Source organism: Roseburia yibonii (genome assembly GCF_014297335.1).
GTDB lineage: Bacteria > Bacillota > Clostridia > Lachnospirales > Lachnospiraceae > Roseburia_D > Roseburia_D yibonii.
In genome coordinates, this window is the sequence record NZ_JACOQH010000005.1 from 73,561 (window position 1) to 96,987 (window position 23,427).

The 23,427-nt window shown below is 46.4% G+C and carries 27 protein-coding genes; 4 read left to right on the plus strand and 23 right to left on the minus strand.

Features of this window, described 5'->3' with window-relative positions; translation table 11 throughout:
- Positions 1–97: 97 nt before the first annotated feature.
- On the minus strand, positions 98–589 hold the full coding sequence (locus H8Z76_RS08240; RefSeq protein WP_022514533.1) for a QueT transporter family protein: 492 nt from the start codon (positions 587–589) through the stop codon (positions 98–100).
- Positions 590–764: 175 nt separating this feature from the next.
- A complete protein-coding gene (locus H8Z76_RS08245; RefSeq protein ID WP_022514532.1) occupies positions 765–974 on the minus strand; it encodes a helix-turn-helix domain-containing protein in 210 nt (69 codons plus the stop codon).
- A 183-nt stretch (positions 975–1,157) separates the two neighbouring features.
- Here H8Z76_RS08245 and H8Z76_RS08250 point away from each other — a divergent pair, with 183 nt between their 5' ends.
- Positions 1,158–2,327: an acyltransferase family protein gene (locus H8Z76_RS08250; RefSeq protein WP_186982219.1), complete on the plus strand. Its 1,170-nt coding sequence runs from the start codon at positions 1,158–1,160 to the stop codon at positions 2,325–2,327.
- Between the two features lie 73 nt (positions 2,328–2,400).
- Here H8Z76_RS08250 and H8Z76_RS08255 read toward each other — a convergent pair whose 3' ends face one another.
- The 5 genes from H8Z76_RS08255 to H8Z76_RS08275 all read right to left on the minus strand — a co-directional run bounded on the left by H8Z76_RS08255 (position 2,401) and on the right by H8Z76_RS08275 (position 9,305).
- Complete coding sequence (locus tag H8Z76_RS08255) at positions 2,401–3,873, minus strand: serine hydrolase domain-containing protein (protein WP_022514530.1); 1,473 nt, start codon at positions 3,871–3,873, stop codon at positions 2,401–2,403.
- A gap of 130 nt (positions 3,874–4,003) precedes the next feature.
- Positions 4,004–4,879, minus strand: a complete 876-nt coding sequence (locus tag H8Z76_RS08260; protein WP_207723114.1) for a carbohydrate ABC transporter permease — start codon at positions 4,877–4,879, stop codon at positions 4,004–4,006.
- Between the two features lies 1 nt (position 4,880).
- A complete protein-coding gene (locus tag H8Z76_RS08265; RefSeq protein WP_186982220.1) occupies positions 4,881–5,780 on the minus strand; it encodes a carbohydrate ABC transporter permease in 900 nt (299 codons plus the stop codon).
- Positions 5,781–5,895: 115 nt separating this feature from the next.
- Positions 5,896–7,335 carry an ABC transporter substrate-binding protein gene (locus H8Z76_RS08270; protein ID WP_186982221.1) on the minus strand — a complete coding sequence of 480 codons (1,440 nt, stop codon included), beginning with the start codon at positions 7,333–7,335 and terminating at the stop codon, positions 5,896–5,898.
- A gap of 254 nt (positions 7,336–7,589) precedes the next feature.
- Complete coding sequence (locus H8Z76_RS08275; protein WP_186982222.1) at positions 7,590–9,305, minus strand: ammonium transporter; 1,716 nt, start codon at positions 9,303–9,305, stop codon at positions 7,590–7,592.
- Positions 9,306–9,576: 271 nt separating this feature from the next.
- Between H8Z76_RS08275 and H8Z76_RS08280 the strand changes: the two genes are divergently transcribed.
- Positions 9,577–10,818: an RNA polymerase sigma factor gene (locus H8Z76_RS08280; protein ID WP_186982223.1), complete on the plus strand. Its 1,242-nt coding sequence runs from the start codon at positions 9,577–9,579 to the stop codon at positions 10,816–10,818.
- A gap of 12 nt (positions 10,819–10,830) precedes the next feature.
- Here the strand turns inward: H8Z76_RS08280 and H8Z76_RS08285 are convergent, their stop codons facing one another.
- The 3 genes from H8Z76_RS08285 to H8Z76_RS08295 are packed head-to-tail and all read right to left on the minus strand — an operon-like array spanning position 10,831 to position 12,291.
- Positions 10,831–11,670, minus strand: coding sequence for a hypothetical protein (locus H8Z76_RS08285; protein ID WP_186982224.1), 840 nt, complete (start codon positions 11,668–11,670; stop codon positions 10,831–10,833).
- A gap of 2 nt (positions 11,671–11,672) precedes the next feature.
- On the minus strand, positions 11,673–12,062 hold the full coding sequence (locus tag H8Z76_RS08290; protein WP_022514523.1) for a thioesterase family protein: 390 nt from the start codon (positions 12,060–12,062) through the stop codon (positions 11,673–11,675).
- A gap of 52 nt (positions 12,063–12,114) precedes the next feature.
- Positions 12,115–12,291 (minus strand): hypothetical protein, encoded by a 177-nt coding sequence (locus H8Z76_RS08295; protein WP_022514522.1) that lies wholly within the window; start codon positions 12,289–12,291, stop codon positions 12,115–12,117.
- A 139-nt stretch (positions 12,292–12,430) separates the two neighbouring features.
- Here H8Z76_RS08295 and H8Z76_RS08300 point away from each other — a divergent pair, with 139 nt between their 5' ends.
- Positions 12,431–13,288 (plus strand): AIM24 family protein, encoded by an 858-nt coding sequence (locus H8Z76_RS08300; RefSeq protein ID WP_022514521.1) that lies wholly within the window; start codon positions 12,431–12,433, stop codon positions 13,286–13,288.
- A gap of 66 nt (positions 13,289–13,354) precedes the next feature.
- Here the strand turns inward: H8Z76_RS08300 and H8Z76_RS08305 are convergent, their stop codons facing one another.
- The 4 genes from H8Z76_RS08305 to H8Z76_RS08320 all read right to left on the minus strand — a co-directional run bounded on the left by H8Z76_RS08305 (position 13,355) and on the right by H8Z76_RS08320 (position 15,508).
- On the minus strand, positions 13,355–13,549 hold the full coding sequence (locus H8Z76_RS08305) for a hypothetical protein (protein WP_147618671.1): 195 nt from the start codon (positions 13,547–13,549) through the stop codon (positions 13,355–13,357).
- Positions 13,549–13,995 carry a stage V sporulation protein AC gene (gene spoVAC, locus H8Z76_RS08310; RefSeq protein WP_147618748.1) on the minus strand — a complete coding sequence of 149 codons (447 nt, stop codon included), beginning with the start codon at positions 13,993–13,995 and terminating at the stop codon, positions 13,549–13,551. Before spoVAC ends, H8Z76_RS08305 begins: the two co-directional genes overlap by 1 nt.
- Positions 13,996–14,115: 120 nt before the next feature.
- Positions 14,116–14,640: a TetR family transcriptional regulator gene (locus tag H8Z76_RS08315; RefSeq protein ID WP_186982225.1), complete on the minus strand. Its 525-nt coding sequence runs from the start codon at positions 14,638–14,640 to the stop codon at positions 14,116–14,118.
- 61 nt (positions 14,641–14,701) lie between these two features.
- Positions 14,702–15,508 carry a DUF4866 domain-containing protein gene (locus H8Z76_RS08320; protein ID WP_186982226.1) on the minus strand — a complete coding sequence of 269 codons (807 nt, stop codon included), beginning with the start codon at positions 15,506–15,508 and terminating at the stop codon, positions 14,702–14,704.
- 195 nt (positions 15,509–15,703) lie between these two features.
- On the opposite strand from H8Z76_RS08320, the gene H8Z76_RS08325 reads away from it, so the two are divergent.
- A complete protein-coding gene (locus H8Z76_RS08325) occupies positions 15,704–17,032 on the plus strand; it encodes a threonine/serine exporter family protein (RefSeq protein ID WP_147618674.1) in 1,329 nt (442 codons plus the stop codon).
- 44 nt (positions 17,033–17,076) lie between these two features.
- Here H8Z76_RS08325 and H8Z76_RS08330 read toward each other — a convergent pair whose 3' ends face one another.
- The 9 genes from H8Z76_RS08330 to H8Z76_RS08370 all read right to left on the minus strand — a co-directional run bounded on the left by H8Z76_RS08330 (position 17,077) and on the right by H8Z76_RS08370 (position 23,405).
- The gene (locus H8Z76_RS08330) at positions 17,077–17,394 is read right to left on the minus strand and encodes a DUF3837 domain-containing protein (protein ID WP_022514740.1); all 318 of its coding nucleotides are present in this window, start codon (positions 17,392–17,394) and stop codon (positions 17,077–17,079) included.
- A 47-nt stretch (positions 17,395–17,441) separates the two neighbouring features.
- A complete protein-coding gene (locus tag H8Z76_RS08335; protein WP_186982227.1) occupies positions 17,442–17,870 on the minus strand; it encodes a stage V sporulation protein AB in 429 nt (142 codons plus the stop codon).
- Positions 17,860–18,510, minus strand: a complete 651-nt coding sequence (locus H8Z76_RS08340; RefSeq protein WP_186982228.1) for a stage V sporulation protein AA — start codon at positions 18,508–18,510, stop codon at positions 17,860–17,862. Before H8Z76_RS08340 ends, H8Z76_RS08335 begins: the two co-directional genes overlap by 11 nt.
- Positions 18,507–18,668, minus strand: coding sequence for a hypothetical protein (locus H8Z76_RS08345; protein WP_186982229.1), 162 nt, complete (start codon positions 18,666–18,668; stop codon positions 18,507–18,509). Before H8Z76_RS08345 ends, H8Z76_RS08340 begins: the two co-directional genes overlap by 4 nt.
- Positions 18,669–18,731: 63 nt before the next feature.
- Complete coding sequence (locus H8Z76_RS08350; protein WP_186982230.1) at positions 18,732–19,184, minus strand: subtilin biosynthesis sensor protein SpaK; 453 nt, start codon at positions 19,182–19,184, stop codon at positions 18,732–18,734.
- A gap of 67 nt (positions 19,185–19,251) precedes the next feature.
- Positions 19,252–20,214 carry a M14 family metallopeptidase gene (locus H8Z76_RS08355; protein WP_186982231.1) on the minus strand — a complete coding sequence of 321 codons (963 nt, stop codon included), beginning with the start codon at positions 20,212–20,214 and terminating at the stop codon, positions 19,252–19,254.
- A gap of 106 nt (positions 20,215–20,320) precedes the next feature.
- Positions 20,321–21,364, minus strand: a complete 1,044-nt coding sequence (locus H8Z76_RS08360; RefSeq protein WP_147618677.1) for an electron transfer flavoprotein subunit alpha/FixB family protein — start codon at positions 21,362–21,364, stop codon at positions 20,321–20,323.
- 26 nt (positions 21,365–21,390) lie between these two features.
- Positions 21,391–22,176 carry an electron transfer flavoprotein subunit beta/FixA family protein gene (locus H8Z76_RS08365; protein WP_022514181.1) on the minus strand — a complete coding sequence of 262 codons (786 nt, stop codon included), beginning with the start codon at positions 22,174–22,176 and terminating at the stop codon, positions 21,391–21,393.
- A gap of 74 nt (positions 22,177–22,250) precedes the next feature.
- Entirely contained in the window at positions 22,251–23,405 is a 1,155-nt protein-coding gene (locus H8Z76_RS08370; RefSeq protein ID WP_147618678.1) for an acyl-CoA dehydrogenase, read from the minus strand.
- Between the last annotated feature and the right edge of the window lie 22 nt (positions 23,406–23,427).

The following is a 23,427-nucleotide window of genomic DNA, read 5'->3' on the forward strand; positions in this document are numbered from 1 at the left end:
CGCTTTGCGCAGGCAAAGAACAAAAAAAACATGCCAGGCATCTGCGGCTCCGGAAACTTTTCCGCGAAGCAAATACCTGACATGCTTTTTTGTTTTATTAGTCTTCTTTAAAAATGTGTTCTTTATATCGATCCAGCACACGATGCAGAATACTTCCCAGCAGATAGCAGGAGATCACTTCTCCGATCCCTACGGTCAGCATGAAAAACGGGATGGTTCCCTCTGCCAGATACACATACCGCAGTACAAACGGTACAATGATCGTATTCGCGACGATCGGCGGCAGTGGTGCCAGCCATTTGTGTTTGCGCAGCGCGTAGGTTCCGCAGGCTCCGATCAGTGTTGCCAGACTGCCGAATACCACATCAAGCGGCATACATCCGGTCACCAGATTACTGATCAGGCATCCGAGGAAAAGTCCTGGGATCGCTGCCGGTGTGAAGACCGGTAAGATCGTGAGCGCTTCGGATATGCGCACCTGAATGGCTCCGCTCGCCAGATTAAATGCGCTGATAAAGACCGTCAGTACGACATAGATCGCAGCGATCATCGCTGCCTGGGTGATTCGTAACACTTTTTTGTTTCTCATATGAAATTCTCCTTTAGTTTTGTTTTACGAGTGGAAGGTCTCGAACACTCGGTATTTCGCCCTGAAAAGACCTTGGTTTTTGGGCTTTTTTCAACGTCAGTCAGTATAACACAGATTTTTTTTCAATGCAAGAAAAAAACAGAAGATTGCCTTCTGCCTGCTATATACGTATCGTTTACGCCTCCTCCTCTACCCGCTCAAATAAATCTCCAACGGAACAATCTAATATGGCGCACAGTTTGTCAAGATTTTCATAACGAATCGAATTTGTTTCATTCATGATCATTCGATTAAAATTCTGATAACTTAAATCCATCTGCTTATAGAGCCAATATTTCGTATGCTGCTGTTCCTCTAAAATATGCAAAACCCGCAAACGTACCATGTGTACACCTCCCAAATTTATGTAGAGATTATAACTGAAAACAAATGCTTGCATAAATGATGTGCACATAGTATAATGTTCCCATTATCTAATGTATACATTAGATAATGGGAACATTGGATTTCACATAAATATCTGTGAAATTCCAAAACTATATCAATACTTAGAAAGAAGAGTTTACAAATGAAAAATGAACGTCTAACCTGGATCGACGGCCTGCGAGGTCTTGCATGCATCCTTATTTTTACCCATCATTTTCTGGTTTCTTTTTTTCCTTCCAGCTATAACGGAGATCCAAACACCTCACGAATGATCTATGGACTGGATGTTAAGTGGGCTAATTCTCCACTGTCTTTTATTATCTGTGGTAATTTCTGGGTAAGTGTTTTCTGCCTGGTCAGCGGACTGGTACTCGGCTATCAGATTTACCGCGCAAAAACTACAAATGAAGTCTCCTCTATGGTTTTAAAACGTTATCCAAGACTTTGTTTCCCGCTTACCGTTGTCTCCTTCGCCGCATGGATCATGATGCAATTTTCACTTTTTCCAACTGCTGAAGTTCAAAAGCTCTCCACTTCATCCTGGATCGTTTCCGCATATGGAGACAAGCCCAGTTTTCTTCAATTTTTAAATACAACTTTTGTAGCAACCTGGCTGAATGGAGATCATACATATTCTCCTGCTTTCTGGCTGATGAATATTTTCCTCAGCGGCTCCTTTCTCGCATATCTGCTGGCACTTATGACCAAAAACAGAAAGCTGCTATCCATCCTTGTTTTTATCTGCTTTATCGCTTTCTTTCTCTATACCGATGCACTGTTTAATTTTGCATTTACACTCGGCGTTGCACTCGCTTACCGTATTTTCTACTTTGAACCGAAAAAATATGCAAAATATTTCGGTGTACTGTTCGTTCTTGTAGGGCTGTATCTGGGCGGCTATCCGTCCGAGGCTTATCCACAGGGCTTTTACCTGTGGCTCGGTGTTAATGTCAATCAGCGTTACGCACCGGTCTGGCAGTTTTTTCACATTGTGGGCGCACTGTTTCTCGTATGGGGAATCTACTGTCTGAAACCACTTTGCACTCTTTTTAGCACCAAATTGTTTCGCTTTCTCGGGAAAATATCTTATGCCGTATTTTTAATCCACTGTCCGGTTATTTTTTCCTGGTCCTGCTTCCTATTCTTAAAGCTGTATCGCGCATGCGGCAGATACATGATTTCAGCTGCAGCAAGTTTTCTTACCTCCACAATTCTGCTGATTCTTTTATCCACGCTGTTCCAAAAATATGTGGAAGCTCCGCTTGGAAATCTGATAAAAAAGCTGGATCATTGGCTGTTTCTTTCGGAATAGCCTTATGCAAATATTCCATAAAAAACTGGCTGTGAATCCGCTCACAGCCAGTTTTTATTTTCTCTCTACTATTCTATTTATCTGATCTTCCTCTAAATATATACTCCATCTTGCGATCCATACAGCGGCTCTTCTTTGCCGTGATCTCTACTGCTCCATCCCGGAAACGCAGCTCCGCCGTCACCCCGAGCGGATTGTTCGGATAACACAGCTTCAGTTTTAACGTATCCTTTTCCCAGGAAAACGCCCCTGCCGTATTCACAATGCGGATATCGGCGCAGGTATAATAATGGGAAAAACGGACACTTGGCAGATCATTGCACTCCCAGTGGCGGAATCCATAGAAAAGTGTCCGCTCTTTTCCATCTTTCCACACACAGGTGATCGCAACGGTATCTTCCGTCTTTCCTGCTTCCACCTGTATCTTTTCCAGCTGATCCTCATTTTCTTCGAGCAGATACGTTCCCACGACACCGGAAATCCGCTCTTTATTTTTCGCGCCTTCGATATCATCCCCTTCCGGAAACGCAACCGTAAACTGCTCCTTTTTTGATGTTCCGTCAGGATCCGGCGCAATATCCACATCCGCGCACGCCGGAAGCAGATGTTTCCACATTTCTGCCATCAGCCCGGACATATCCTCGGTGCCGGTGAGCGTTGCGATCACAAGATCCTTCTCCGGTGCCACGATAGCAAACTGTCCGTATGCGCCATCGCCACGGTACACGCCCTTTGGAATGCACTGCCAGATCTGGTAGCCATAGCCGACGCCCCAGTCATTTCCGTCGCTGTACACCTCTCCGCCGGAAGAATCCACGAGATTTGAGGTCATCCGCTCCATCCACGCGCGGTTCAAAAGCTGCTTTCCATTCCACATGCCCTGCTGTTTTAAAAAGACGCCGAGCTTTGCCACCGTCTCGATCGTCACGTTCAGTCCGATCCCGCCAAGTGAATTTCCCTGCGGGGACTCATCCCAGTAATAATCTTCCACGCCAAGCGGTTCGAAAAAGCGCGGTGTCAGATAATCCACCAGCTTTTCTCCGGTCACCTTCGTTATGATCGCGGAAAGCACATAGGTTGCCGTTGTATCATAGAAAAAATGCGTTCCCGGTTCATAGGATGGCTCGATCTCCAGAAATTTTTCGACCCAGTTTCCCTCAAACGCATAGTTTAAGATCGGCGGCTCCGTTTCCTGTCCGGTACACATGGTAAGCAGATGTTCCACCGCAATCCGTTTCGCGCGTTCTCCGATCGTATCCGGAAGTTCCTCCTTAAAAAAGGAGTATACGGTATCTTCCACCGCAAACAGCCCTTCCTGCACGGCAAATCCGACTCCGACCGCGGTAAATGCCTTGCTGAGCGAATAGAGCATGTGCAACCTGTCCTCCCCATACGGATACCAGGACGCTTCATAGCACACCTTCCCGCCGCGCACTACCATCAGATCATGCAGTTCGATCCCACGCTCCCTGACTCCTTCTAAAAAGCCTTTGATCCCTTCTTCCGAAATGCCTGCTGCCGCAGGACTTATCCTTGGCAAATTCATGTCCGTTCCTCCTCATTTTGTCTTTCACACTTTGTTATCATTATAAAAAGGATCCATAAAAATGTAAAGAAAAAAGAGCCTCCGTCCCACAGATACCTTCTGTGTAACAAAGACTCTTTTGTGTTCTTTTTTAGCCCTTTACCGCTCCTGCGACCATACCTTTGATGATCTCTTTGCTGAATACAAAATACAGGATAACGATCGGTGCCATCGTAACTAACATTGCCGCCATGATCTTCGGATAGTCTGAGTTGAACTGTCCGGTGAACTGCGTCAGTGCCAGCGGAACCGTCTGCAATGCCTGATTCTTGATAAGGATCAAAGCGAAGGAGAACTCATTCCAGCATCCGAAGGACTGGATGATCGCAACCGTAACCATGATCGGACGGCAGATCGGCATGATGATAGAAAACATCGTCTTGGAAAATCCGCAGCCATCGATCGCTGCAGCCTGTTCAAGCTCCGTCGGGACCGTCTTTACGAATCCTTCCACAAGGAAGATCGCGATCGGAAGTCCGAATGCCACATACGGGATCACAAGTGTGAACCAGTGGTTGGAAAGTCCGAATTTCTTAAATACAACATAGATCGGTACCAGCAGGGAATGCTGCGGGATCAGCATACCGGTAAGGAATACACCAAACAGCAGGCGGTTTCCCTTGAATTTTACACGCGCCAGAATGTATCCAACGATAAAACCGAACAGTACGATAAAGAATACGGAAAGGATCGTTGTTCTCGCGCTGTTCCAGATCGACTGGCCCAGATGATAGTTTGCGTTGCTCAAAATATTGATAAAATTGTCCAGTGTCGGGGACTTTACAATCCCGATGATATCCGCATTAAACTCTCTTTTCTGTTTCAGTGCGGAGTTTAACATCCAAAACAGTGGGAAAATACAGCTGATTGAAAACAGAATCAAAATTGCGTTTAATACAACTGCAAGTACGCCCTGCGCCGGTCCCATCTTTGCTTTTCTTTTTCCTGCAACTTTTACTTCAGCCATATTATTCCACCCCCTTGTCTTTCAAAAGGAAATTAAACAGCTTCTGCGCACCACCGATAACGATCAGGCTGAGAATGAAGATTGCAACCGAGATACAGCATCCATATCCCATGTTGTTCTGCTTGAACGATACGGTGTATCCGTATAATGCCATAACCATGGAAGATGTTCCAGGTCCACCGGATGTCATAACATAGATGTTATCAAATGCTTTCATGTTTCCTGCGATACAAAGTATGATACAGATCAATAATGTATTTTTGATCAATGGGAATACGATATAGATTGCTCTCTGCACTGCGTTTGCGCCGTCAATCTCCGCACTCTCAAAAATTTCCTTGTCAATAGAAGCGATACCGGATAACAGGATTACCATATAATATCCGATATACTGCCAGATCAGCGGTATGGATACGAGTAACATAACTTTGTCCGGTTCATTTAACCATACCTTTGCTGCGTCCGCGTGTCCGATCAGTTTTAAAAACCAGTTCAAGATACCGCGGTTATAGTCATAGATCATTTTCCAGATAAATCCTACACATACAGCGGATATCGTACTCGGGAAGAATCCGAAGGTACGATGCATTCCTTTTAATTTTACCAGTTTCGAATCGATCATTAATACGAAGATAAATGCGATTCCGATCTGCCCCACAATACAAATTGCTACCAGATAAATATTATGCCAGAATGACTGCCAGAATGTTGCATCCTGAAACAGTGTGATGTAATTTTGTATTCCGTTAAATGTTTTCTGCGGTCCGCCTTTCCACTCAAAGAAACTGTCGACAAAGGCTGTGATCAGAGGTACAAACACTGAAAAAACGTATACGATAAGTGGTACTAAAAGATACAGTGCGACAACTTTTTTTTTCGCACGCATGGATTTTTGTAACATAAAACCCCCTCCTTGCTCTTACAGGCTGCTCTTTTCTGATTTAAGGAAGGCTGCTCCAAAACTCATACTTCCCTGTCTTGAAACAGCCTCACCTGAAATTCTTACTTATTCTGCTTTAGTAATTTGCTTCATAAGCTGCCTGTGCGTCTGCTGCCACTTCTTCCGGTGTCTTGTCACCATTTACCATATCCTGAAGATCTGTGTTTACTACACTCCAGATATCGCTGGATAAGTAGGAATCATAGATTTCACACGGTGTGGTATCTACATAAGAGTAGTTGTAGAAGTCCTGAGTGAACTGGTCAAATTTGCTTAAATCAACATCAGATACTGTGGTAAGTCCGCCTAATGCATATTTGTCTGCTACAAAGCTTGCAAATTCCGGTCCGGTGATGTACTCAGCAAGGTCGATCGCTGCTGCGAGTTTGTCCGGATCATCTTTTAATTTCGCATTGATCGCTACAGCGTAGCCAAGACCGATGTTCTGGCTGTCTGCGTCATAAGTTGCGTCAGCCGGCTGCGGTAATACTGCGAATTTTGTTGTATCATAGAGATCTGTTCCTTCCAGAGAAGCCTGAATATAGGAAACATCCCAGTTACCACCGATGAATGCAGGTGCATCACCGGAAATGTAATACTCACGCGCATCTTCATTGGAGATTGCGTTAAAGTCTTTGTTAAAGATATCGGTATCCTTGAATAATCTCTGTGTTTCGGTAAGCGCTGCTACAAATTCCGGATCTTCGAAAGATGCGCCACCTTTGTTGATCATGGACTGGAACCAGTCTTTTCCGGTATATCTGTCACCTAATGTGGAAAGGAAGCAGGAGTTCATCTGCCACTGTGCATTGTTACCAAATGCGATCGCTTCCTGATATCCGGCCTCCTGTAACTTCGGAATTGCTGCTTCTACGTCATCCCATGTCTCCGGGAATTTGTCGTATCCAGCTGCTTCCCATGCTGCGGAATCATAAACAACTACGGTACAGGTTCCACCGGTCAGTACCGGGAATCCGTAGATCTTTCCGTCTGCATCCTTAAACGGTGTGAAATAATCCTGTTTGTAATCTGCTGCATACGGAGAACTGTTGATCGTATCGGTCAGGTCGAGGATCAGTCCCTGATCTGCCCATGCTTTTACGTTCATACCCTGGATCAGGAATACATCCGGAAGGTCGTCCGCGTTTGCAAGTGTCTGGATCTGTGTCTTGTAATCTGTGTTTGCGAGAACGGTCTGTGTCAGTGTGATATCCGGGTTTGCGTCATCCCACTGCTGTAATACGGTACGCATACCATCGGAACCACCATTTCCCTGAGATTCCTCTTCTGTTGAGAAGTGCATGATCTCAAGATCTCCTGTGTAAGCAAGTGAGCCTGAGCTTGAACCGCCTGCGCTCTCTGTGCTGTCTGTTGAGCTGCCCATGCTCTCGGTAGAAGCTGCTGCATCGTTTCCGGTGCTTGCTGTTGTGCTACTGTCGCTTGAACTTCCGCATCCTGCAACCATGGATGCTAACATTGATGCACACAATAAGGTACTAATCACTTTTTTCTTCATAAAAACACCCTCCTGCTTTTTACTTAATCGTTTTCGTACTCTTATAATACCATTTATCGAAAAAAATGCAAGAGTGTTTTGGTCATTTCGTCAATTTTAATGAAGCAGTTGTGCTGTTTTTGGATGTTTTGACCAATTTTCGTGTGTTTTTCGAAAATTTTAGGTTTTTAGTTTCGCTGAAAAACGTCCAAAAAACACGCAAAAGCGGGCTGTGCAACTGCGCAGCTCGCTTATTTCCTGTACTCTATATGATTTTACTCAACGTCCTTCAATGCCGCAAGGTCTTCCTCACCGGTACGAACCTTAACAACTTTCGTAACATCATATACGAAAATCTTTCCGTCTCCGATATGTCCGGTGTAAAGTGCCTTCTTGGCTGCTTCCACTACCGCGTCCACAGACAGATTTCCGATAATGACATCTACCTTGACTTTCGGAAGAAGGGTCGCATCCATTTCAACACCACGGTAATACTCTCCGGCGCCTTTCTGGATACCACAGCCCATAACCTGTGTAACCGTCATTCCGGTAACACCGAGGTCATTTAACGCTTTCTTTAAGGTATCAAATTTGGAAAGCTTAACCACAATGGATACTTTGTGCATTCCGCTGGATGTTGCCCCACCGATGGTGGTCTGTTTTACCACTTTGACTGCTGCATCAACCTGTGACGGAGTTGCCTTCTCGACATCATCCTCCCCTAAATCTGTGTTTTCGTTGACATCAAGCGCTCCGGAGATCTCTGTGATCTCAAATCCGGAATATGCACTTGCAAGGCCATGTTCATGGATATCAAGACCATCGATCTCAACTTCTGCCGGTACCCGTAAGCCAACTGTTTTGTCGATCACTTTGTAAATAATGAGCATTGTTACTACCACCCATGCGATCACGGATACCATACCAAGAAGCTGTACTAAGAAATAATGGATACCGCCGCCATAGAAAAGTCCGCCGTCTGTGGAGAAAAGTCCGACACACAGGGTTCCAAGCGCTCCACACGCTCCGTGTACGGAGATCGCTCCGACCGGATCGTCAATCTTTACTACTTTATCAAAGAATTCTACGGAAAATACAACCAAGATACCTGCAAGCAGTCCGATAAAGAATGCGCCGACCGGTGTTACCTGATCACAGCCTGCGGTGATCGCTACCAGACCTGCAAGCGCTCCGTTTAATGTCATGGAAACATCCGGTTTTTTGTAACGGATCCATGTTACGATCATTACGGTACAGGTTGAAACTGCTGCCGCAAGGTTTGTTGTCATAAAGATGCTGGATGCTGATATGAGATCCGCGTCTGTACTCATTGCTGTGGTAGAACCACCGTTGAAACCAAACCAGCAGAACCATAAGATGAATACGCCAAGTGCTGCCAGTGCAAGGTTGTGTCCCGGAATTGCACGCGGTTTTCCGTTCTTGTCATATTTACCGATACGCGGTCCTAAGATCGCTGCTCCGACGCATGCTGCCGTACCACCTACCATATGTACTGCGGTACTTCCGGCAAAATCATGGAAGCCAAGCTGCGCAAGCCAGCCGCCGCCCCAGATCCAGTGACCGGAGATCGGATAAACCACTGCGGAGATCAGTAAACTGTACAGACAATACGCTACGAAATTTGTTCTCTCTGCCATACTTCCGGAAACGATCGTTGCTGCTGTCGCGCAGAACACGGTCTGGAATATTACATAGCACCAGGTCGGAAGTGTTCCGAAATCATAAGTTCCACGGATCAGCGGATCAAAACCGCCAATGAGCGCTCCGCTTCCGCCAAACATAATGCCAAATCCGATGAGCCAGTAGATCGGTGTCCCAATACAGAAGTCCATCATATTTTTCATTAATATATTACCTGTGTTTTTCGCTCTCGTCATACCTGCTTCACACATTGCGAATCCGGCCTGCATAAAATAAACCATTGCCGCTGCAACAAGCGTCCAGATGACATCTGCTGATGAATAAGTCATAATCATTCCTCCTCAACTGAAACTAGTAGTATTACACAACATTCCACGCGTTAAAAACATTGCAAAGCAACAAAAAAAGCGCCTAAGGATCTCTCCTTAAGCGCCTTTGCTTTATGAACCTTATTATATCCACTTTCTGACATTTGTCAATGCAAATTTTATAAATTTTTTATATTTTTTGCAAACGCAGTCCCACACCCCTTGAAACCTGCAGGAATATGCTATAAAATATTTTCATATCAAAAAATGACAGACAAAAGAGGTTTTTTATATGCTTGATCCTGAACTGGAAACTGCCATCCGCCAGATAAAGGGCGCGCAGCAGAACGGTTTTATTACATTTTATAACAAAACATTTCATTATGTTTACACAAGGGCAAAATATCTTTTTCCAAGCCTGATGGAATGCCGGGAATTTATCAAGCAGGTCTATCTTTCCTGCTACTTACATATCGCGGAGCTCACGCCCGGCACCGACCTGGAAAAATGGCTGTCCAGACGCCTGCTGTCCCGTTACCACAAGCTTCTTGTGGAAAACAGCATCGACGCGTTCGCGCAAGCGGCAAACAGCGAGGTCTTCTCTGTGTCCTTAGATCCCGGTGCGGAATCAGTTCTCGGATGCATGGATCTTGAGACCTGCTCGCATATCCTGCAGGGGCAGTTAAAAGAGCTTCCCACGCTTCCGCGTATCTTATTTTTAAGTTTCTTTCACGACGGACTCTCAGCCCAGGAGCTGTCCGTCTGTTTTGAATGTCCGGAATCCGCGGTATTATGGGAATTAAACCGCACCAAAAACGTCCTGCAGAAAGCGTATCTCCAGTCGGCACCGGAAAACGGCCAAGTTCTATATCCGTTCAACTTAAAGCTGGTATACCACGCGCTGGAACTGCAAAACAAAAAGTTTGTGAGTACCACGGAATTTGCGCGGCTCGTATGGGATTCCATCGCATGTGAGCTGACGTTCAAAAAAGCTCCGAAAAAGAAAGTTCTGACGCTTCCGTTACTTCTGTGCTTCTCGGCGTTGATCCTGGCATTTATCGTGTGCGTGATGTATTCCCACGGATATTTTTCCTCTTCTGCCAGCACAAAAGAGAAACAGGATGCCGCAAACTCCGTCTACGAGAGCACGGAATCGAGTGTCTCTTTCCCGTACAGCGAGGATGACTTAAAGCCTTCTTCCACCACAACAATCAAGGATGAAAACGGAAATGTGACAACTTATGATGAAAGCGGCAGTGAGATCCCAACTCCGCAGACAACAACTCCGAATACGGATTCAAATACCAGTTCAAATACTGGTTCAAGTGCCGGTTCCAATACCGGTTCTACTTCTTCCGAAGAGACCGAGACCTCTGCTTCTTCGGGAAATACATCCAAAACCGCGCCCACGGTCGCTGCTCCTACGGTCACAGAGCCCACCGTAAACGCACCTACGGTAGCGGAACCATCCGTGGCAGAGCCATCGGTAAAGACACCGACGCCACCGGATGAGCCAAAGACTTCTTCCAATTAAAAAGTTCCGGCATTACGCCGGAACAATATGAAGTACAGACATCTGATAGGTAATGCCCTGTGCGGTATCAAACGGCCAGCGCAGGGCGATCGATTCATCGATCAGACATTTTCCTGCGTCCTGACGGTCTATGGCGTCCTTTAACGCCTGACACGCGCCCTGGATGCCTCCGTCTCTGCCAATCCGCTTGCGCTCGCACGCAAGTACCGCCCCCTTTTTCACAGAACGGTAAAACGCCTCCTGAAAGCGGGGGATCACTTCTTCATTCTTTTGTTTTACATAGTCAAACACCGTAGTTTCCCACGTTCCGACTGCTTCAAGATAGACCTGCCAGAGCCAGGCAAACATGTTGTTGATCTGACTGTGGACACCGGCGGCGATCGCGTAATCGTAGGTCTTTTCCCCGAAATCAAGCGGTCTTCGTTCCGCCCGCGCGTAAAGTTCCTTCATGCGGAGGATCGCATACTCCGCCACTTCCGACATATCGGTATCTTTTCCCTCTACCTGGATCATACGAAGCACATCATCCGCGTATTCCCGGTATTCCGCCGGTGTGATCCCGAGAAAATCCGCCTCTTTTAATACCAGCGACGCATCCTCTCTTAACTGATAGGTCTCAAGTGCCGCGAACATGCTCTCCTTCTGGCAGTCGATCAGCGTGATCTGTGAGAAATGTTCCCGAAGCATGCAAAGATCGAGGTCATTGCAGCTGCCTGCCCCGAATACCGCAAGCGTACTTCCGGCATCGGTGACACCGGTCAAATACTCGGTCAGTTCTCTCCGGTACTCCGCCCAGTTTTCATAGGCGTGCGGTATCGTCTGTGTCTTTAACAGCTCATCGTAAACCGACATGCCTATTTCGTCCGTTTGCTGTCTGCTTTTGCCTGGAATTTCTCATTCTGGATGATAAAACGTTCATGCTCGCCTTCTCCGATCACGCCGGTCTCATCCATCGCCTTTACATGGAATACCAGTCTGCGTCCGTCTATCTCGGTCAGCTCTGTCTCGCAGGTCACTTTCATGCCGACCGGTGTCGGTGCCATATGCTTAACGTTTAACAAAGTACCCACGGTTCCTGATCCTTCCTCAAGATACTCGGAAACGCTCATCCAAGCGGTTTTTTCCATTAACGCTGTCATCGCCGGTGTCGCGAACACCTGAAGCGTTCCGCTTCCCATTGTCTTTGCTGTATTGCTTTCATCTACCATAACCGTCTGTGTACCACGGATTCCTTTTTCCAACATCTTTTTATCCTCCTTGTATGTCTGATGGTATCTTTTTGATCCTTTGTTTAGTTTACCATGGAAAATCATCCGCGGCAATACCGCCCTGCCTCTCTTTTTGTTCCGGTTTGTAGACATTTTTTGACTGCGCACGGTACATGCGCCCCGTCTCATCACGGATACAGCCGTCTTCCTCGGACAGCGAAAAATGTTTTGCCCGGATTCCCGGCTTCCAGTCTTTTTGCTCCATACTCTCTTATGACCCTTTCTTTTTTGCTATTTTATTCAGATTTTCTTAATTTTTGCACTTTCCCTATACAGCCGGTAATATTTTCCTTTATAATGATTTCGGAGTTAGTTAAAATATTTATCTATATCAGGAGGTACCAATGATATCACTTAACAATCTGGCAAATAATCCAAATATGACTGCCATCGCAAACAAAGGCGTGTTTACGGTATTCGAACATCAGAAAGATATGAGTGTTTCCCCGGCATACGCGTCTGTTGCTTATTTTATGCACGAAATGAACGTGCGCAAACGTCAGGTTCTCTGTAACCTGAACAATTCCGCTGTCCGCATCCAGGCGGGTGCCATGCAGTGGGCCGCAGGTCAGGTCGAATCCGAGACCGGTGTAAAAGGTGTCGGTGATTTTATCGGCAAGGCATTCAAAGGTGCTGTCACCAACGAATCCGCTGTCAAACCGATCTACCGCGGATCCGGGTTTTTGATGTTAGAGCCGACTTACCGCTATATCATTTTAGAAGATATCGGCGCGTGGGAGGGCGGCATCGTATTGGACGATGGTCTGTTCCTTGCCTGTGACGCAAGTCTGGATGAAAAGATCGTATCCAGAACCAACGCTTCCTCTGCTTTCCTTGGCGGAGAGGGACTTTTTAATCTCTCACTGACCGGTCAGGGCATCGCGGTTTTGGAAAGCCCGGTTCCAAGAGAGGAGTTACTTGAGATCGAAGTACAAAACGATACCGTAAAGATCGATGGAAACATGGCGATCGCCTGGTCTTCCTCCCTGCAGTTTACCGTAGAGAAATCCTCCAAAAGCTTGATGGGCTCCGCGATCAACGGCGAAGGATTTGTAAACGTATACCGTGGCACCGGAAAGATCCTGCTCGCGCCGACTATTAACGGCACGACCATGTCCTCCGCAAACGGACCGAAGGAGAGCAGCACCATCTCTTCCAAAGGCCTGGTATCCAGTGTGGTAAAAAGCGCGCTTGACCTTTAAAAAATACGCAGGGACTGTCGAACCGGCAGTTCCTGCGTTTCTTTTGTATTGTATCTGCGATCCCGTTTAAACCATCGCATCCAGATTTGCGATATCGTTCACCAGATTCTGCATCTCACGTTTGGAGCGCACATTGCGTGCCGCCTCGATCACCTGATGCTTTTCTTCTTCTCCCATCGCGGAAAAATTATTCATTGCCTTTTCATTCATGGCAAGCCCGAATCCGAGTCCCATCGGAAGTTCATTCTTATTGTCTAACATTACATCACCCCACATATTTTTAAGATCCAGTAAATAAATCCAAGCACCCAGCTCGAAAATATTCCATATAAGATGACCGGTCCCGCGATCGTAAAGATCTTACAGCCGATCCCGAAAACCTGTCCCTCCTTTTTGAATTCGATCGCCGGAGCGGCAACGGAATTGGCAAAACCGGTGATCGGGACGAGTGCGCCTGCGCCGCCGAATTTTGCGATCTGCGGATAAATATTAAAGCCTGTCAGAAGAACACTCAAAAGCACCAGAAGCATACTGCACCAGGAACCGGAGGTGTCTTTGTCCAGCCCGTAGTTTCTGCAGATGTTTAAGATAAACTGACCGATCACGCAGATCACGCCTCCGACCAGAAACGCCTTTGCCATATTCGCGGCAAGGTTGTGTGTCGGTGTCACCTGTTTTACATACTCGTTGTATGCCTCCTGCTGCATCTGTTTTTTTTCTTTCTTATCCACGTTCTTTCCTCTTTTCCAGTCACTTGTTTTTATTTCCTTTTTAGTATGCAAAAAGGAGCAGAGTTTTATTCACTCTGCTCCCTTTTCTTTTTTCCGCTATGCAGATTTGCTGCGGACATTCAGCATGCTTTCCATCGAATGCGCAATATAATTTAAACATTCCAGTTCCACTGCATTCTGCTCACCATGCTCCATAAACTGGATCAGCCAGAATGCCATACTCTGTCCGAAACACTCTGCGGAAATGCTCGGATTTTCCATGTGCTTTCCCATAGAACGCTGTATCACGATCTTTTTAAAGTAACTCTGTAAATACCTCTGAACGACCATCCGTCCTTCCGCCGACGCGACCGTCCTCTTATAAAAAACGCCACTCTCCCAGACCTTTTTTGCGTACATCAGTACAGCATCCGGCATTTCGCCCTGCATCAGCAGCGGCTCTGCCGGTACCAGAAGTTCCTTTTGTAAAATCCACTCGACCAGCCGGTACTTATCCGCAAAATGCTGATAGAATGTCGGTCTTACGACCCCGGCATCATCTGTGATCTGTTTTATTGTGATCTTTTCCAGCGGCTCCTGCCGTATCAGTACTTTCAGACTGTCCGCCAGTCTGTGATCCATAAGATCTTTTCTCGTTTGTTCTCTCTCATATCCACGCATATATCATGGTCCTTTCAGCCTGTTATTTTTCAAACTTTGTGCCGTAAGCTTCCATTTCCTCCCGAACTCCAAGCGCTATTCCGTTTGCCAGTTCGATATTTCGTTCCATTTTTTCACCAAAGCGGCTCATCGGAAGAAAGATTCCAAGTTCCCCGGCAGCACTTTTTTGTCCGCCACATTCCATTTCGCCGTAATACATAAACGCCCGTGGCAGAACATCCTGAACACGCATCAGCGCATCCCAGACATGGACATAGATCTCCGCGTCCGTCAGATGCTCCTTTATCTCTTCCGGCATCCGGTAAAGCAGCAGCACGCCCAGATGCTGACCGATCTCCACGCTTTCAACCGCCGTTCCCGCTTCATCATACTGATGCGCTTCGCGGAAACCGTATGCCAAATATTCTTCAACCTGCGGGATCTGTTCTTTATTCTTATATATTTTTAAAAATTTCTGATAGGTCTTTTCCGGAACGTGGATCCCGATATCCTTACGCAGACCGCCTGTTTCATCGGTAAGCAGGATCGGGTTTGTTTTTCCTTTATCATTAAAACGGATCGGTATCAGGAAAGAATTCCGAAGCAGGTCAAACATGCTGTTTCCGCATACTGCCATCAGAAATGCGGATAAATCCTTGTTTTCATATGCCTGAAACAGGGCTCTTGTAAATGTAACCCCGGTCACGTCCCTGGTATCCGCCTCCGGGTTATCTACATCCGGAAGATTATCAAAAAATGTCTCCTTCAGCCGCTCACAGGCATCCGGATTTTTCAGTATTTTTTCAAATAACTGCTCTGCTTTTTCTTCTCTTGGAAAAATGGTAGGCATTGCGACCTCTCCTTTCATCTGCTTTTTATCGTCTTTTCAATCCTTCTGTATTATACGTTTCGATTTTAAATATGTAAAAAGTATATTTCATATATTTGTTATACTATTTTTATATTTCAGAAATGCATTCTTGACTTTCCAAATGAAACGGCTATACTGAAACAAAAAGCAGATGAACGGAAAGAAGTGAGTTTTATGCCGCAAAGAATCATCCCTAAAAATCATATGGATATCCCCTGGCATGACTATGTAACACCAGACAGTGATCTGCCCATCACACAGGCAGACTTAACCGCAAAAGCCTCTGTCATAGGGCGGATCGGTCTTATACTGCTCTCCTGCGGGACCGGAGCATGGCGTGTGAGAAGTTCCATGAACACATTATCTGAAAATTTAGGCATCACCTGTTCGGCGGATATCGGGCTCATGTCGATCGAGTATACCTGTTTTGACGGAGAACGCTGCTTTTCCCAGTCACTCTGTCTGACCAATACCGGTGTCAACACCTCAAAGCTCAACCGGCTTGAACAGTTTATCAATGAATTTCCGACCAAAAACAAATACTTATCCGGCGAACAGCTCCACCGGCATTTGGACGAGATCGAACGGATACACGGACTCTACTCGCCCATTGCGCTCGGCTTTGCCGCTGCGCTCGCATGCAGCGCGTTTACTTTCCTGCTTGGCGGTGGTCCGCTCGAAATGTTATTCGCATTCTGCGGAGCGGGGATCGGCAATTTTGTCCGCTGTAAACTAACGAAACATCATTTTACGCTGTTTCTTGGCATTGTCGCGTCTGTTACCTCGGCATGCCTCATCTATACCATTTTCCTCCGGATCGCGGAAATGATCTTTGGAATCTCGCTCCAGCATGAATCCGGGTATGTGTGCTCCATGCTCTTTATCATCCCCGGCTTTCCATTTATCACAAGCGGGATCGACCTTGCAAAGCTTGACATGCGTTCCGGCCTTGAACGTCTGACTTACGCGATCATCATTATCGTTGTCGCAACGATGACCGCCTGGATCATGGCACTGGTTTTACATCTTGCGCCGGTAGATTTTCCACCGCTTGCCCTTCCGCTGCCACTGCAGTTCATTTTCCGGCTGCTTGCCAGCTTCTGCGGCGTATTTGGTTTTTCCATTATGTTCAACAGCCCGAAACGGCTCGCCGCGACGGCTGCCATGATCGGTGCGATCGCAAACACGTTCCGTCTTGAGCTTGTGGATCTGACTGCGTTTCCGCCGGCTGCCGCCGCTTTTTTAGGTGCTCTGGTTGCCGGGCTTCTCGCCTCGCTGATCAAAAATCAGGCAGGCTATCCCCGCATCTCACTCACCGTTCCTTCTATCGTGATCATGGTTCCCGGCCTTTATTTATACCGCGCGATCTATAATCTGGGTATCATGTCGCTCACCACTTCGGCTTCCTGGTTCGCGTCCGCGTTCCTTATCATCATCGCACTGCCGTTCGGACTGATCTTCGCCCGTATCTTAACCGACCGGACGTTCCGATATTGTACCTGAAAAAGAAAACAGCAACCGGTCATCCGATTGCTGTTTTCTTCTTTCTATTCCTGCCATATCGCGTTCTCTGTAAGCCCCCACGAGAAAAGTTCCTTCATCTGCTCGTTCTTTTCCTCATCGGGCTTATAATTGGAAAAGATATGCGCCAGATATTCTTCCCTGTCATCCTTTGGCGTGTAATTCTTTAACGCCTCCTGCGCCGCAGCGCTCATCTCCTCCGGCGACACGTCAAAATCAAACGTCTGCCCCGTCAGCTTTCCGATCAGTCCCGCCGCGTAATAAAATTCATAATTTCCAAGCAAAATGGATTTTTTTAATTTACATTTGATGACAATACTCTGTCTTGCGATCGAAGTTACCATGACAATCCCGCTCTCTCTTTCTTTTTGGGACTATTATAGCACATCCACTATTGCGCCGCCATGTCAAAAAAGAAATAAAAGAAAGAGCCGAGCATCTTTCCGAGTGCCATAAAAAGTACGACCCACGGCAGTCCCTCCTTCATGCGCACACGCCGCAAAAAGATCGGCAGTGCCTTTAAGATCTCCGCTAACGCCACCGCCACACAGCCGACGAAAATACCGGCACAGAAGCCATAGAGGATCAGCAGCGGTCTGCCGCCCGGAATCTGCACATCTAAAAAGACCGATAAGAGATCCCCGCAAAGTCCTCCAAGCAGGATCGCGTTTTCATAGCAGAATGTGTGCTTTGCCGTATTGCTTCTCGCCGCGATCCGCGGCACGATCCCGATCATAATGATAAACGCGAATGTTCCCGCAGCGATCGCAATGCCCGCGGAAAAACCGAACAATCCCAAAAAAGCATGCCTAATCCACATCCAGACTGTGCCCATCCCTTCCCGCTTCCTCGATAAAGGTCGTATCCACATCCTTTTCGTATTTGCGCATCTCCACCTGGATCGGTGTCGGATCCGGCGTGATCTTCTTCTTTCCAAAGTGGTTAAAGAACACTAAAATACCAACCGGCAGTCCGATACAGTATGACACTTCCAGTTCCGTCATCCCGTTGGATTCCGTTCCCATCACCTGCAGATAAAACTTCTCAAACGCGTCATCGATAGAAACATCGTTGTTAAACGCCATGATCGTAAATGCCGCCCCGAAAAAGACGAGGATCGTAAGAAGAACTGTCTTTGTGCAGTCCCAGACCTTGTTTTCCTCTTTCTTCGGCTCGTATTCCAGCACAAAATCCGGTTCGCCCATATTCTGGATATCCACATTCGGATATTCCTCATGGATCCACGCGATCACCTTCATGATGGAAATCACCTGTATCTGCTTTTTGTTCTTTAAATTTCCCTTCGGCTTTTCAAACGAGTAGATCTTTTTTTGTTTTAACTGTCTGACCATGCTCTTATCACTGCTTTCCAGCTTTGCGATATCGCCTAAGGTCACATGGTAGTCATGCACCAGGATATTCTGGTCTATCTTGATATAAAGTGTTTCTTCCTGGCTCACAGCAGATCTTCCCCCTCCCCGCTTACCGTATACTGCACAAGCGTTGCATCATTGGAAAAAGATTCGCTTTCCTTATAATTCATATAATAAAAAATGCCGGCAATTCCAATCACTATAATTGCAACCGCCAGGCATATCCGGTAAATTCTTTTTGTCATACTTCCCATTCCTTTCCGTTTTACCTGAACGTCCAAAAGGTAGTATGACCCAAAAACATTTTCCTATGCATCCAGATTCAGAAAACGCTCCCATTCCTCGGTGTCTTCTGTTCCGGAAACCTTGATCAGATAGGTATGATCTTCCGTATCAATGGAAATCTCATAGATATCTCCTTCTTTTTTCAGCGTATAGATCACGCAGCCGATCAGCTTTTTAAATTCCTCCGTATACGCATCGGCAGAAACCACGCGGTCTTCCTTTTTTTCTTTTAAATTTCCATTCGCGTCATAAACTTTATAACCTTCTTCCACAAAGTCCACGATCTTCGCGTCACGGATCTTTAACACCAGTTCATTCGTGCGCATTTTGCGGATGTCGCGGTTCTTTGTATTTTCCGGTAAGATCTTTACATTGTCAAGCCCGATCGTAAATGTATCGCTCATCGCGCGGATTTCTCCGATATACGCCTCTGTAAAGTCAAATCCCGCCAGATCATTTGTTGTCTTATATTTCATTTTCTTCATCTCCTGTTTCTTTTTTCCGTCTGTCTTTTATTATATCAAATACGCCTGCTTTTTCAACTCACAGATCCTCCGGATCCAGCTGCGTCATGCCACCGAGTAAGATCCTTTTGTTATCCTCGTAGATTTTCGGAAACTGTGTGACCGGGAGCGGATTTTCTCCACGTCCGACTTCTATGGTATACCCCGGTCTGTTATAGGTCTGGATGAACCAGTCTTTATACCCCGCATAACCGGACGCGACCGGTGTCACCGCGACCTCATAGCCGCTGACCGCCCCGAAATACCGGGCGATACGGGCTGCCTGTCTTGGATTGTAGTCAAGGTATTTCCAGTAAATGACTTCTCCCTGCGTGTGATATGCGAGGATCAGCCGGAACTCATGCTGTGTGGTAAAACGATAGACCGCGATACTCTCGGGTTGCGACAGCGGTGCCGTCCCGACAAAATCTCTGGGCGCCGGTGACGTAAATCCCTGTTCATATTTGATCTCGCGCGCATTTTCCCATCCGGCCGGAAACTGAAGATTTAAGTCAACACCATTGATATTCGCCTTCCAGCCACTTGGAAACGGAATCGCCGGATAATCTCCGCTGATCCGCTTTGCCAGCTCATAGTAGGCACCACCATCGATCTCGCCATTTACAAGATCCACTCCGTCCGGATTTACCATGGGCATCAGATACAGACTGAAATTTTCATAGAGAAACGATGTGTGTACCCCGTAGAGCCTCTCACCGGCTGCATAGGCTTTCGCGTACTCTTCCGCGAATTTCAGCAAAAGCGGCGTTGTGATCCACTCATTCGCATGAAAGGATGCATTGTAAAATACCTCGGTCTGCCCCTGTCCCAGCCGGATCGTATAAAGCCTCCGCCCCATAACGCTGTTGCCTGCCTCGCCGATCTCGATAAACGGATAGCGGTCTGCCAGATCTCCGAGGATCCGTGCGAGCAGAGAGGATGTATACGGTACATCAACCGGCACAATATCCTCCGGTGTTTTCGCCTGACGCAAAATATCCATAATTTTGCTCCATATTCTCTTTGCTGTTATTCTATGCAAACACGCAAAAAGGGATGCACAAAAAGTGCATCCCTCTTATTCTTTCAAATGCCAGGTCCGAATCGGATTATTTCTCAGCCATTTCTTCCTTTAATGCTTTTGTTAAAGCCGGAACGATCTTATTTAAATCTCCAACTAAGCCGTAATCAGCTACATCAAAGATCGGAGCTCCTTCATCTTTGTTGATTGCAATGATGAGATCAGAGTCTTCCATACCTGCAACGTGCTGGATAGCTCCAGAGATACCGATTGCGAAGTAGATCTGCGGACGAACAGTCTTACCTGTCTGTCCAACCTGAAGATCAACCGGTAACCAGCCGTTCTCTACAGCTGCACGGGAGCAGCTTACAGTTCCGCCGAGAACCTCTGCAAGATCCTCTAACAGCTTGAAGTTTTCTTTTGAACCAACTCCACGTCCACCAGATACTAAGATCTTAGCGTCCATGATGTTTGCTGTATTCTTAACTGCCTTAACAACATTTAAGATTTCTACATATCTGTTGTTCGGTGTGAATCCCGGATTGTACTCAACAACTTCTGCCTTAGCACCCTTAACCGGAGCGATCTTCTGCATAACACCCGGACGAACGGTAGCCATCTGCGGACGATTATCCGGGCAAGCGATCGTAGCGATTGTGTTTCCACCGAATGCCGGACGGGTCATCAGTAACTGATTGTGTTTCTGCGGCTGATTTCCAACTGCATTGATCGGGAAATCACCGATCTCAAGTTTTGTACAGTCAGCGGTCAGACCTGTTGCAACTCTTGCGGAAACGGTAGGACCAAGGTCACGACCGATCGCTGTTGCACCAACTAACATGATTTCAGGTTTGTACTCGTTGATAACAGAAGCGAGTGCATGTGCATACGGCTCAGTTCTGTAATCCTTTAATTCCGGATCATCTACAACGATAACTCTGTCAGCGCCGTACTCTGCTAACTGGTCTGCAAGACCTTTTACACCAGAGCCGAGTAATACTGCTGTAACGTCTGTATTTAAATCTTTTGCTAAGTCTTTACCTTTTCCAAGTAATTCGAATGCAACGCCATCTAATACGTTGTCTACCTGCTGTGCAAAGACATATACTCCTTTATATTCTTCTAAACCCATCTTGTTCACCACTCTTCCTTTATTTCTTAGATAATATGTTTCTCTTTGAATTTTCCGATTAAGCTTGCAACTAATGCGTCTGGGGAATCACCCTCTAACATCTCACCTGCACCCTTTGGTACCTTATCAGATGCTTTTGCGATCTTGGTCGGTGAACCTTTAAGACCCAGGTTAGAATCATCTACATCCTTTAAGTCTGCTCTGCCCCATACGGTAACTTCTTTGTCATAAGCATCGAAGATTCCGCCCGGAGTCATGTAACGCGGCTCATTTAATTCAGATAATGCAGTAACGAGGCACGGCATTTTAGCCTTTACTTCGTGATATCTGTCTTCATACTGACGCTGTACGATCACAGAATCTCCTTCTACTTTGATATCCTGTGCGTAAGAGATAACCGGAAGTCCAAGATGCTCTGCGATCTGCGGACCAACCTGAGCGGTATCTCCATCGATAGCCTGACGACCTGTGATGATAAGGTCATAGTCAAGGTTTCTGATTGCACCAGCGATTGTAGTAGAAGTAGCCCATGTATCAGCTCCACCTAATACTCTATCTGTTACAAGAACGCCCTTGTCAGCGCCCATTGCCATTGCTTCACGAAGAACTTCATCTGCTTTCGGAAGTCCCATGGTAAGTACGGTAACTTCTGCACCATACTGATCTTTTAATCTAAGTGCTGCTTCCAGACCAGCTTTATCATCCGGGTTCATGATAGTAAGCATTGCAGCTCTGTTCAAAGTACCGTCCGGGTTGAATTTAACTCCGCCTTTGGTATCCGGTACCTGTTTTACACATACAACTATTTTCACGGTAATTTCACTCCTTGTTTTTATTTTTTATTGTTTACGAACGCGGAGCGAGCTCTCACTCCGCCGGATCACGACTATTTCAATAATGCGCCAGAGATAACCATACGCTGAACTTCAGAAGTTCCTTCGTAGATCTCAGTGATCTTAGCATCACGCATCATACGCTCTACATCGTACTCTCTGATGTATCCGTATCCACCGAATAACTGAACAACTTCTGTTGTAACTGCCATAGCGGTTTCTGCTGCGAATAATTTTGCTTTTGCTGCTTCTACAGAATATACCTTCTGAGTAGCCTTAGCCATTGCTGCTTTGTATACTAAAAGCTGTGCAGCTTCTACTCTTGCAGCCATATCAGCCAGTTTGAACTGTGTATTCTGCTGCTGAGCGATAGAACGGCCGAACTGTTTTCTTTCTTTTGTATATTCGATACAACGATCTAAAGCGCCTTCTGCAATACCAAGTGCCTGAGCAGCGATACCGATACGTCCACCGTCAAGTGTATGCATAGCGATCGGGAAACCTTTTCCTTCCGGTCCGAGCAGGTTTTCCTTCGGGATTCTGCAGTCTTCAAAGATCAGTTCGTAAGTAGATGATCCACGGATACCCATCTTCTTTTCTTTTGTTCCGAATGAGAATCCAGGAGCTCCCTTTTCTACGATGAATGCAGAGAAGTTTTTCTTCTTTCTGCCTCTCTTGTCTTCTGTGATGCTTGTGATCGCGATTACGATGTAAACATCTGCAACTTTACCGTTTGTGATGAAGCACTTGGAGCCGTTTAATACCCATTCATCTCCATCTAATACAGCCTTGGTCTGGCATCCCTGAGCATCTGTACCAGCGCCCGGCTCAGTAAGACCGAATGCACCAAGCTTCTCACCTTTTGCAAGCGGAGTTACATATTTCTGTTTCTGCTCTTCCGTACCATAAGTCATGATCGGATCGATGCAAAGAGAAGTATGCGCGGATACGATAACACCAGTAGTACCGCATACTTTGGATAACTCTTCTACACACATAGCATATGTAAGAGGATCACAGCCCTGTCCACCGTATTCCTTCGGCACCGGGATTCCCATGAATCCGTATTTTGCCATTTTATCAACTGTTCCCTGCGGGAATACTTCTGTCTCATCTACTTCCTGAGCCAGAGGTTTTACTTCATTTTCAGCAAAATCTCTGAATAAGGATCTTGCCATTTCATGTTTTTTGTCTAAACTGAAATCCATGATTTAACTTCCTCCATTAATT

Excerpts from the sequence above, each read along its gene's own strand:
- H8Z76_RS08355 (WP_186982231.1), bottom strand. The coding sequence starts at position 20,214 with ATGGATATTTTGCGTCAGGCGAAAACACCGGAGGATATTGTGCCGGTT.
- H8Z76_RS08245 (WP_022514532.1), bottom strand. The coding sequence starts at position 974 with ATGGTACGTTTGCGGGTTTTGCATATTTTAGAGGAACAGCAGCATACG.
- H8Z76_RS08240 (WP_022514533.1), bottom strand. The coding sequence starts at position 589 with ATGAGAAACAAAAAAGTGTTACGAATCACCCAGGCAGCGATGATCGCT.
- H8Z76_RS08320 (WP_186982226.1), bottom strand. The coding sequence starts at position 15,508 with ATGCCTACCATTTTTCCAAGAGAAGAAAAAGCAGAGCAGTTATTTGAA.
- H8Z76_RS08250 (WP_186982219.1), top strand. The coding sequence starts at position 1,158 with ATGAAAAATGAACGTCTAACCTGGATCGACGGCCTGCGAGGTCTTGCA.
- H8Z76_RS08265 (WP_186982220.1), bottom strand. The coding sequence starts at position 5,780 with ATGTTACAAAAATCCATGCGTGCGAAAAAAAAAGTTGTCGCACTGTAT.
- H8Z76_RS08335 (WP_186982227.1), bottom strand. The coding sequence starts at position 17,870 with ATGTGGATTAGGCATGCTTTTTTGGGATTGTTCGGTTTTTCCGCGGGC.
- H8Z76_RS08330 (WP_022514740.1), bottom strand. The coding sequence starts at position 17,394 with ATGGTAACTTCGATCGCAAGACAGAGTATTGTCATCAAATGTAAATTA.
- H8Z76_RS08290 (WP_022514523.1), bottom strand. The coding sequence starts at position 12,062 with ATGTTGGAAAAAGGAATCCGTGGTACACAGACGGTTATGGTAGATGAA.
- H8Z76_RS08300 (WP_022514521.1), top strand. The coding sequence starts at position 12,431 with ATGATATCACTTAACAATCTGGCAAATAATCCAAATATGACTGCCATC.
- H8Z76_RS08370 (WP_147618678.1), bottom strand. The coding sequence starts at position 23,405 with ATGGATTTCAGTTTAGACAAAAAACATGAAATGGCAAGATCCTTATTC.
- H8Z76_RS08275 (WP_186982222.1), bottom strand. The coding sequence starts at position 9,305 with ATGACTTATTCATCAGCAGATGTCATCTGGACGCTTGTTGCAGCGGCA.
- H8Z76_RS08360 (WP_147618677.1), bottom strand. The coding sequence starts at position 21,364 with ATGGGTTTAGAAGAATATAAAGGAGTATATGTCTTTGCACAGCAGGTA.
- H8Z76_RS08280 (WP_186982223.1), top strand. The coding sequence starts at position 9,577 with ATGCTTGATCCTGAACTGGAAACTGCCATCCGCCAGATAAAGGGCGCG.
- H8Z76_RS08270 (WP_186982221.1), bottom strand. The coding sequence starts at position 7,335 with ATGAAGAAAAAAGTGATTAGTACCTTATTGTGTGCATCAATGTTAGCA.
- H8Z76_RS08345 (WP_186982229.1), bottom strand. The coding sequence starts at position 18,668 with ATGACAAAAAGAATTTACCGGATATGCCTGGCGGTTGCAATTATAGTG.
- H8Z76_RS08305 (WP_147618671.1), bottom strand. The coding sequence starts at position 13,549 with ATGTTAGACAATAAGAATGAACTTCCGATGGGACTCGGATTCGGGCTT.
- H8Z76_RS08315 (WP_186982225.1), bottom strand. The coding sequence starts at position 14,640 with ATGGATCACAGACTGGCGGACAGTCTGAAAGTACTGATACGGCAGGAG.
- H8Z76_RS08325 (WP_147618674.1), top strand. The coding sequence starts at position 15,704 with ATGCCGCAAAGAATCATCCCTAAAAATCATATGGATATCCCCTGGCAT.
- spoVAC (WP_147618748.1), bottom strand. The coding sequence starts at position 13,995 with ATGCAGCAGGAGGCATACAACGAGTATGTAAAACAGGTGACACCGACA.
- H8Z76_RS08255 (WP_022514530.1), bottom strand. The coding sequence starts at position 3,873 with ATGAATTTGCCAAGGATAAGTCCTGCGGCAGCAGGCATTTCGGAAGAA.
- H8Z76_RS08260 (WP_207723114.1), bottom strand. The coding sequence starts at position 4,879 with ATGGCTGAAGTAAAAGTTGCAGGAAAAAGAAAAGCAAAGATGGGACCG.
- H8Z76_RS08295 (WP_022514522.1), bottom strand. The coding sequence starts at position 12,291 with ATGGAGCAAAAAGACTGGAAGCCGGGAATCCGGGCAAAACATTTTTCG.
- H8Z76_RS08285 (WP_186982224.1), bottom strand. The coding sequence starts at position 11,670 with ATGTCGGTTTACGATGAGCTGTTAAAGACACAGACGATACCGCACGCC.
- H8Z76_RS08350 (WP_186982230.1), bottom strand. The coding sequence starts at position 19,184 with ATGAAATATAAGACAACAAATGATCTGGCGGGATTTGACTTTACAGAG.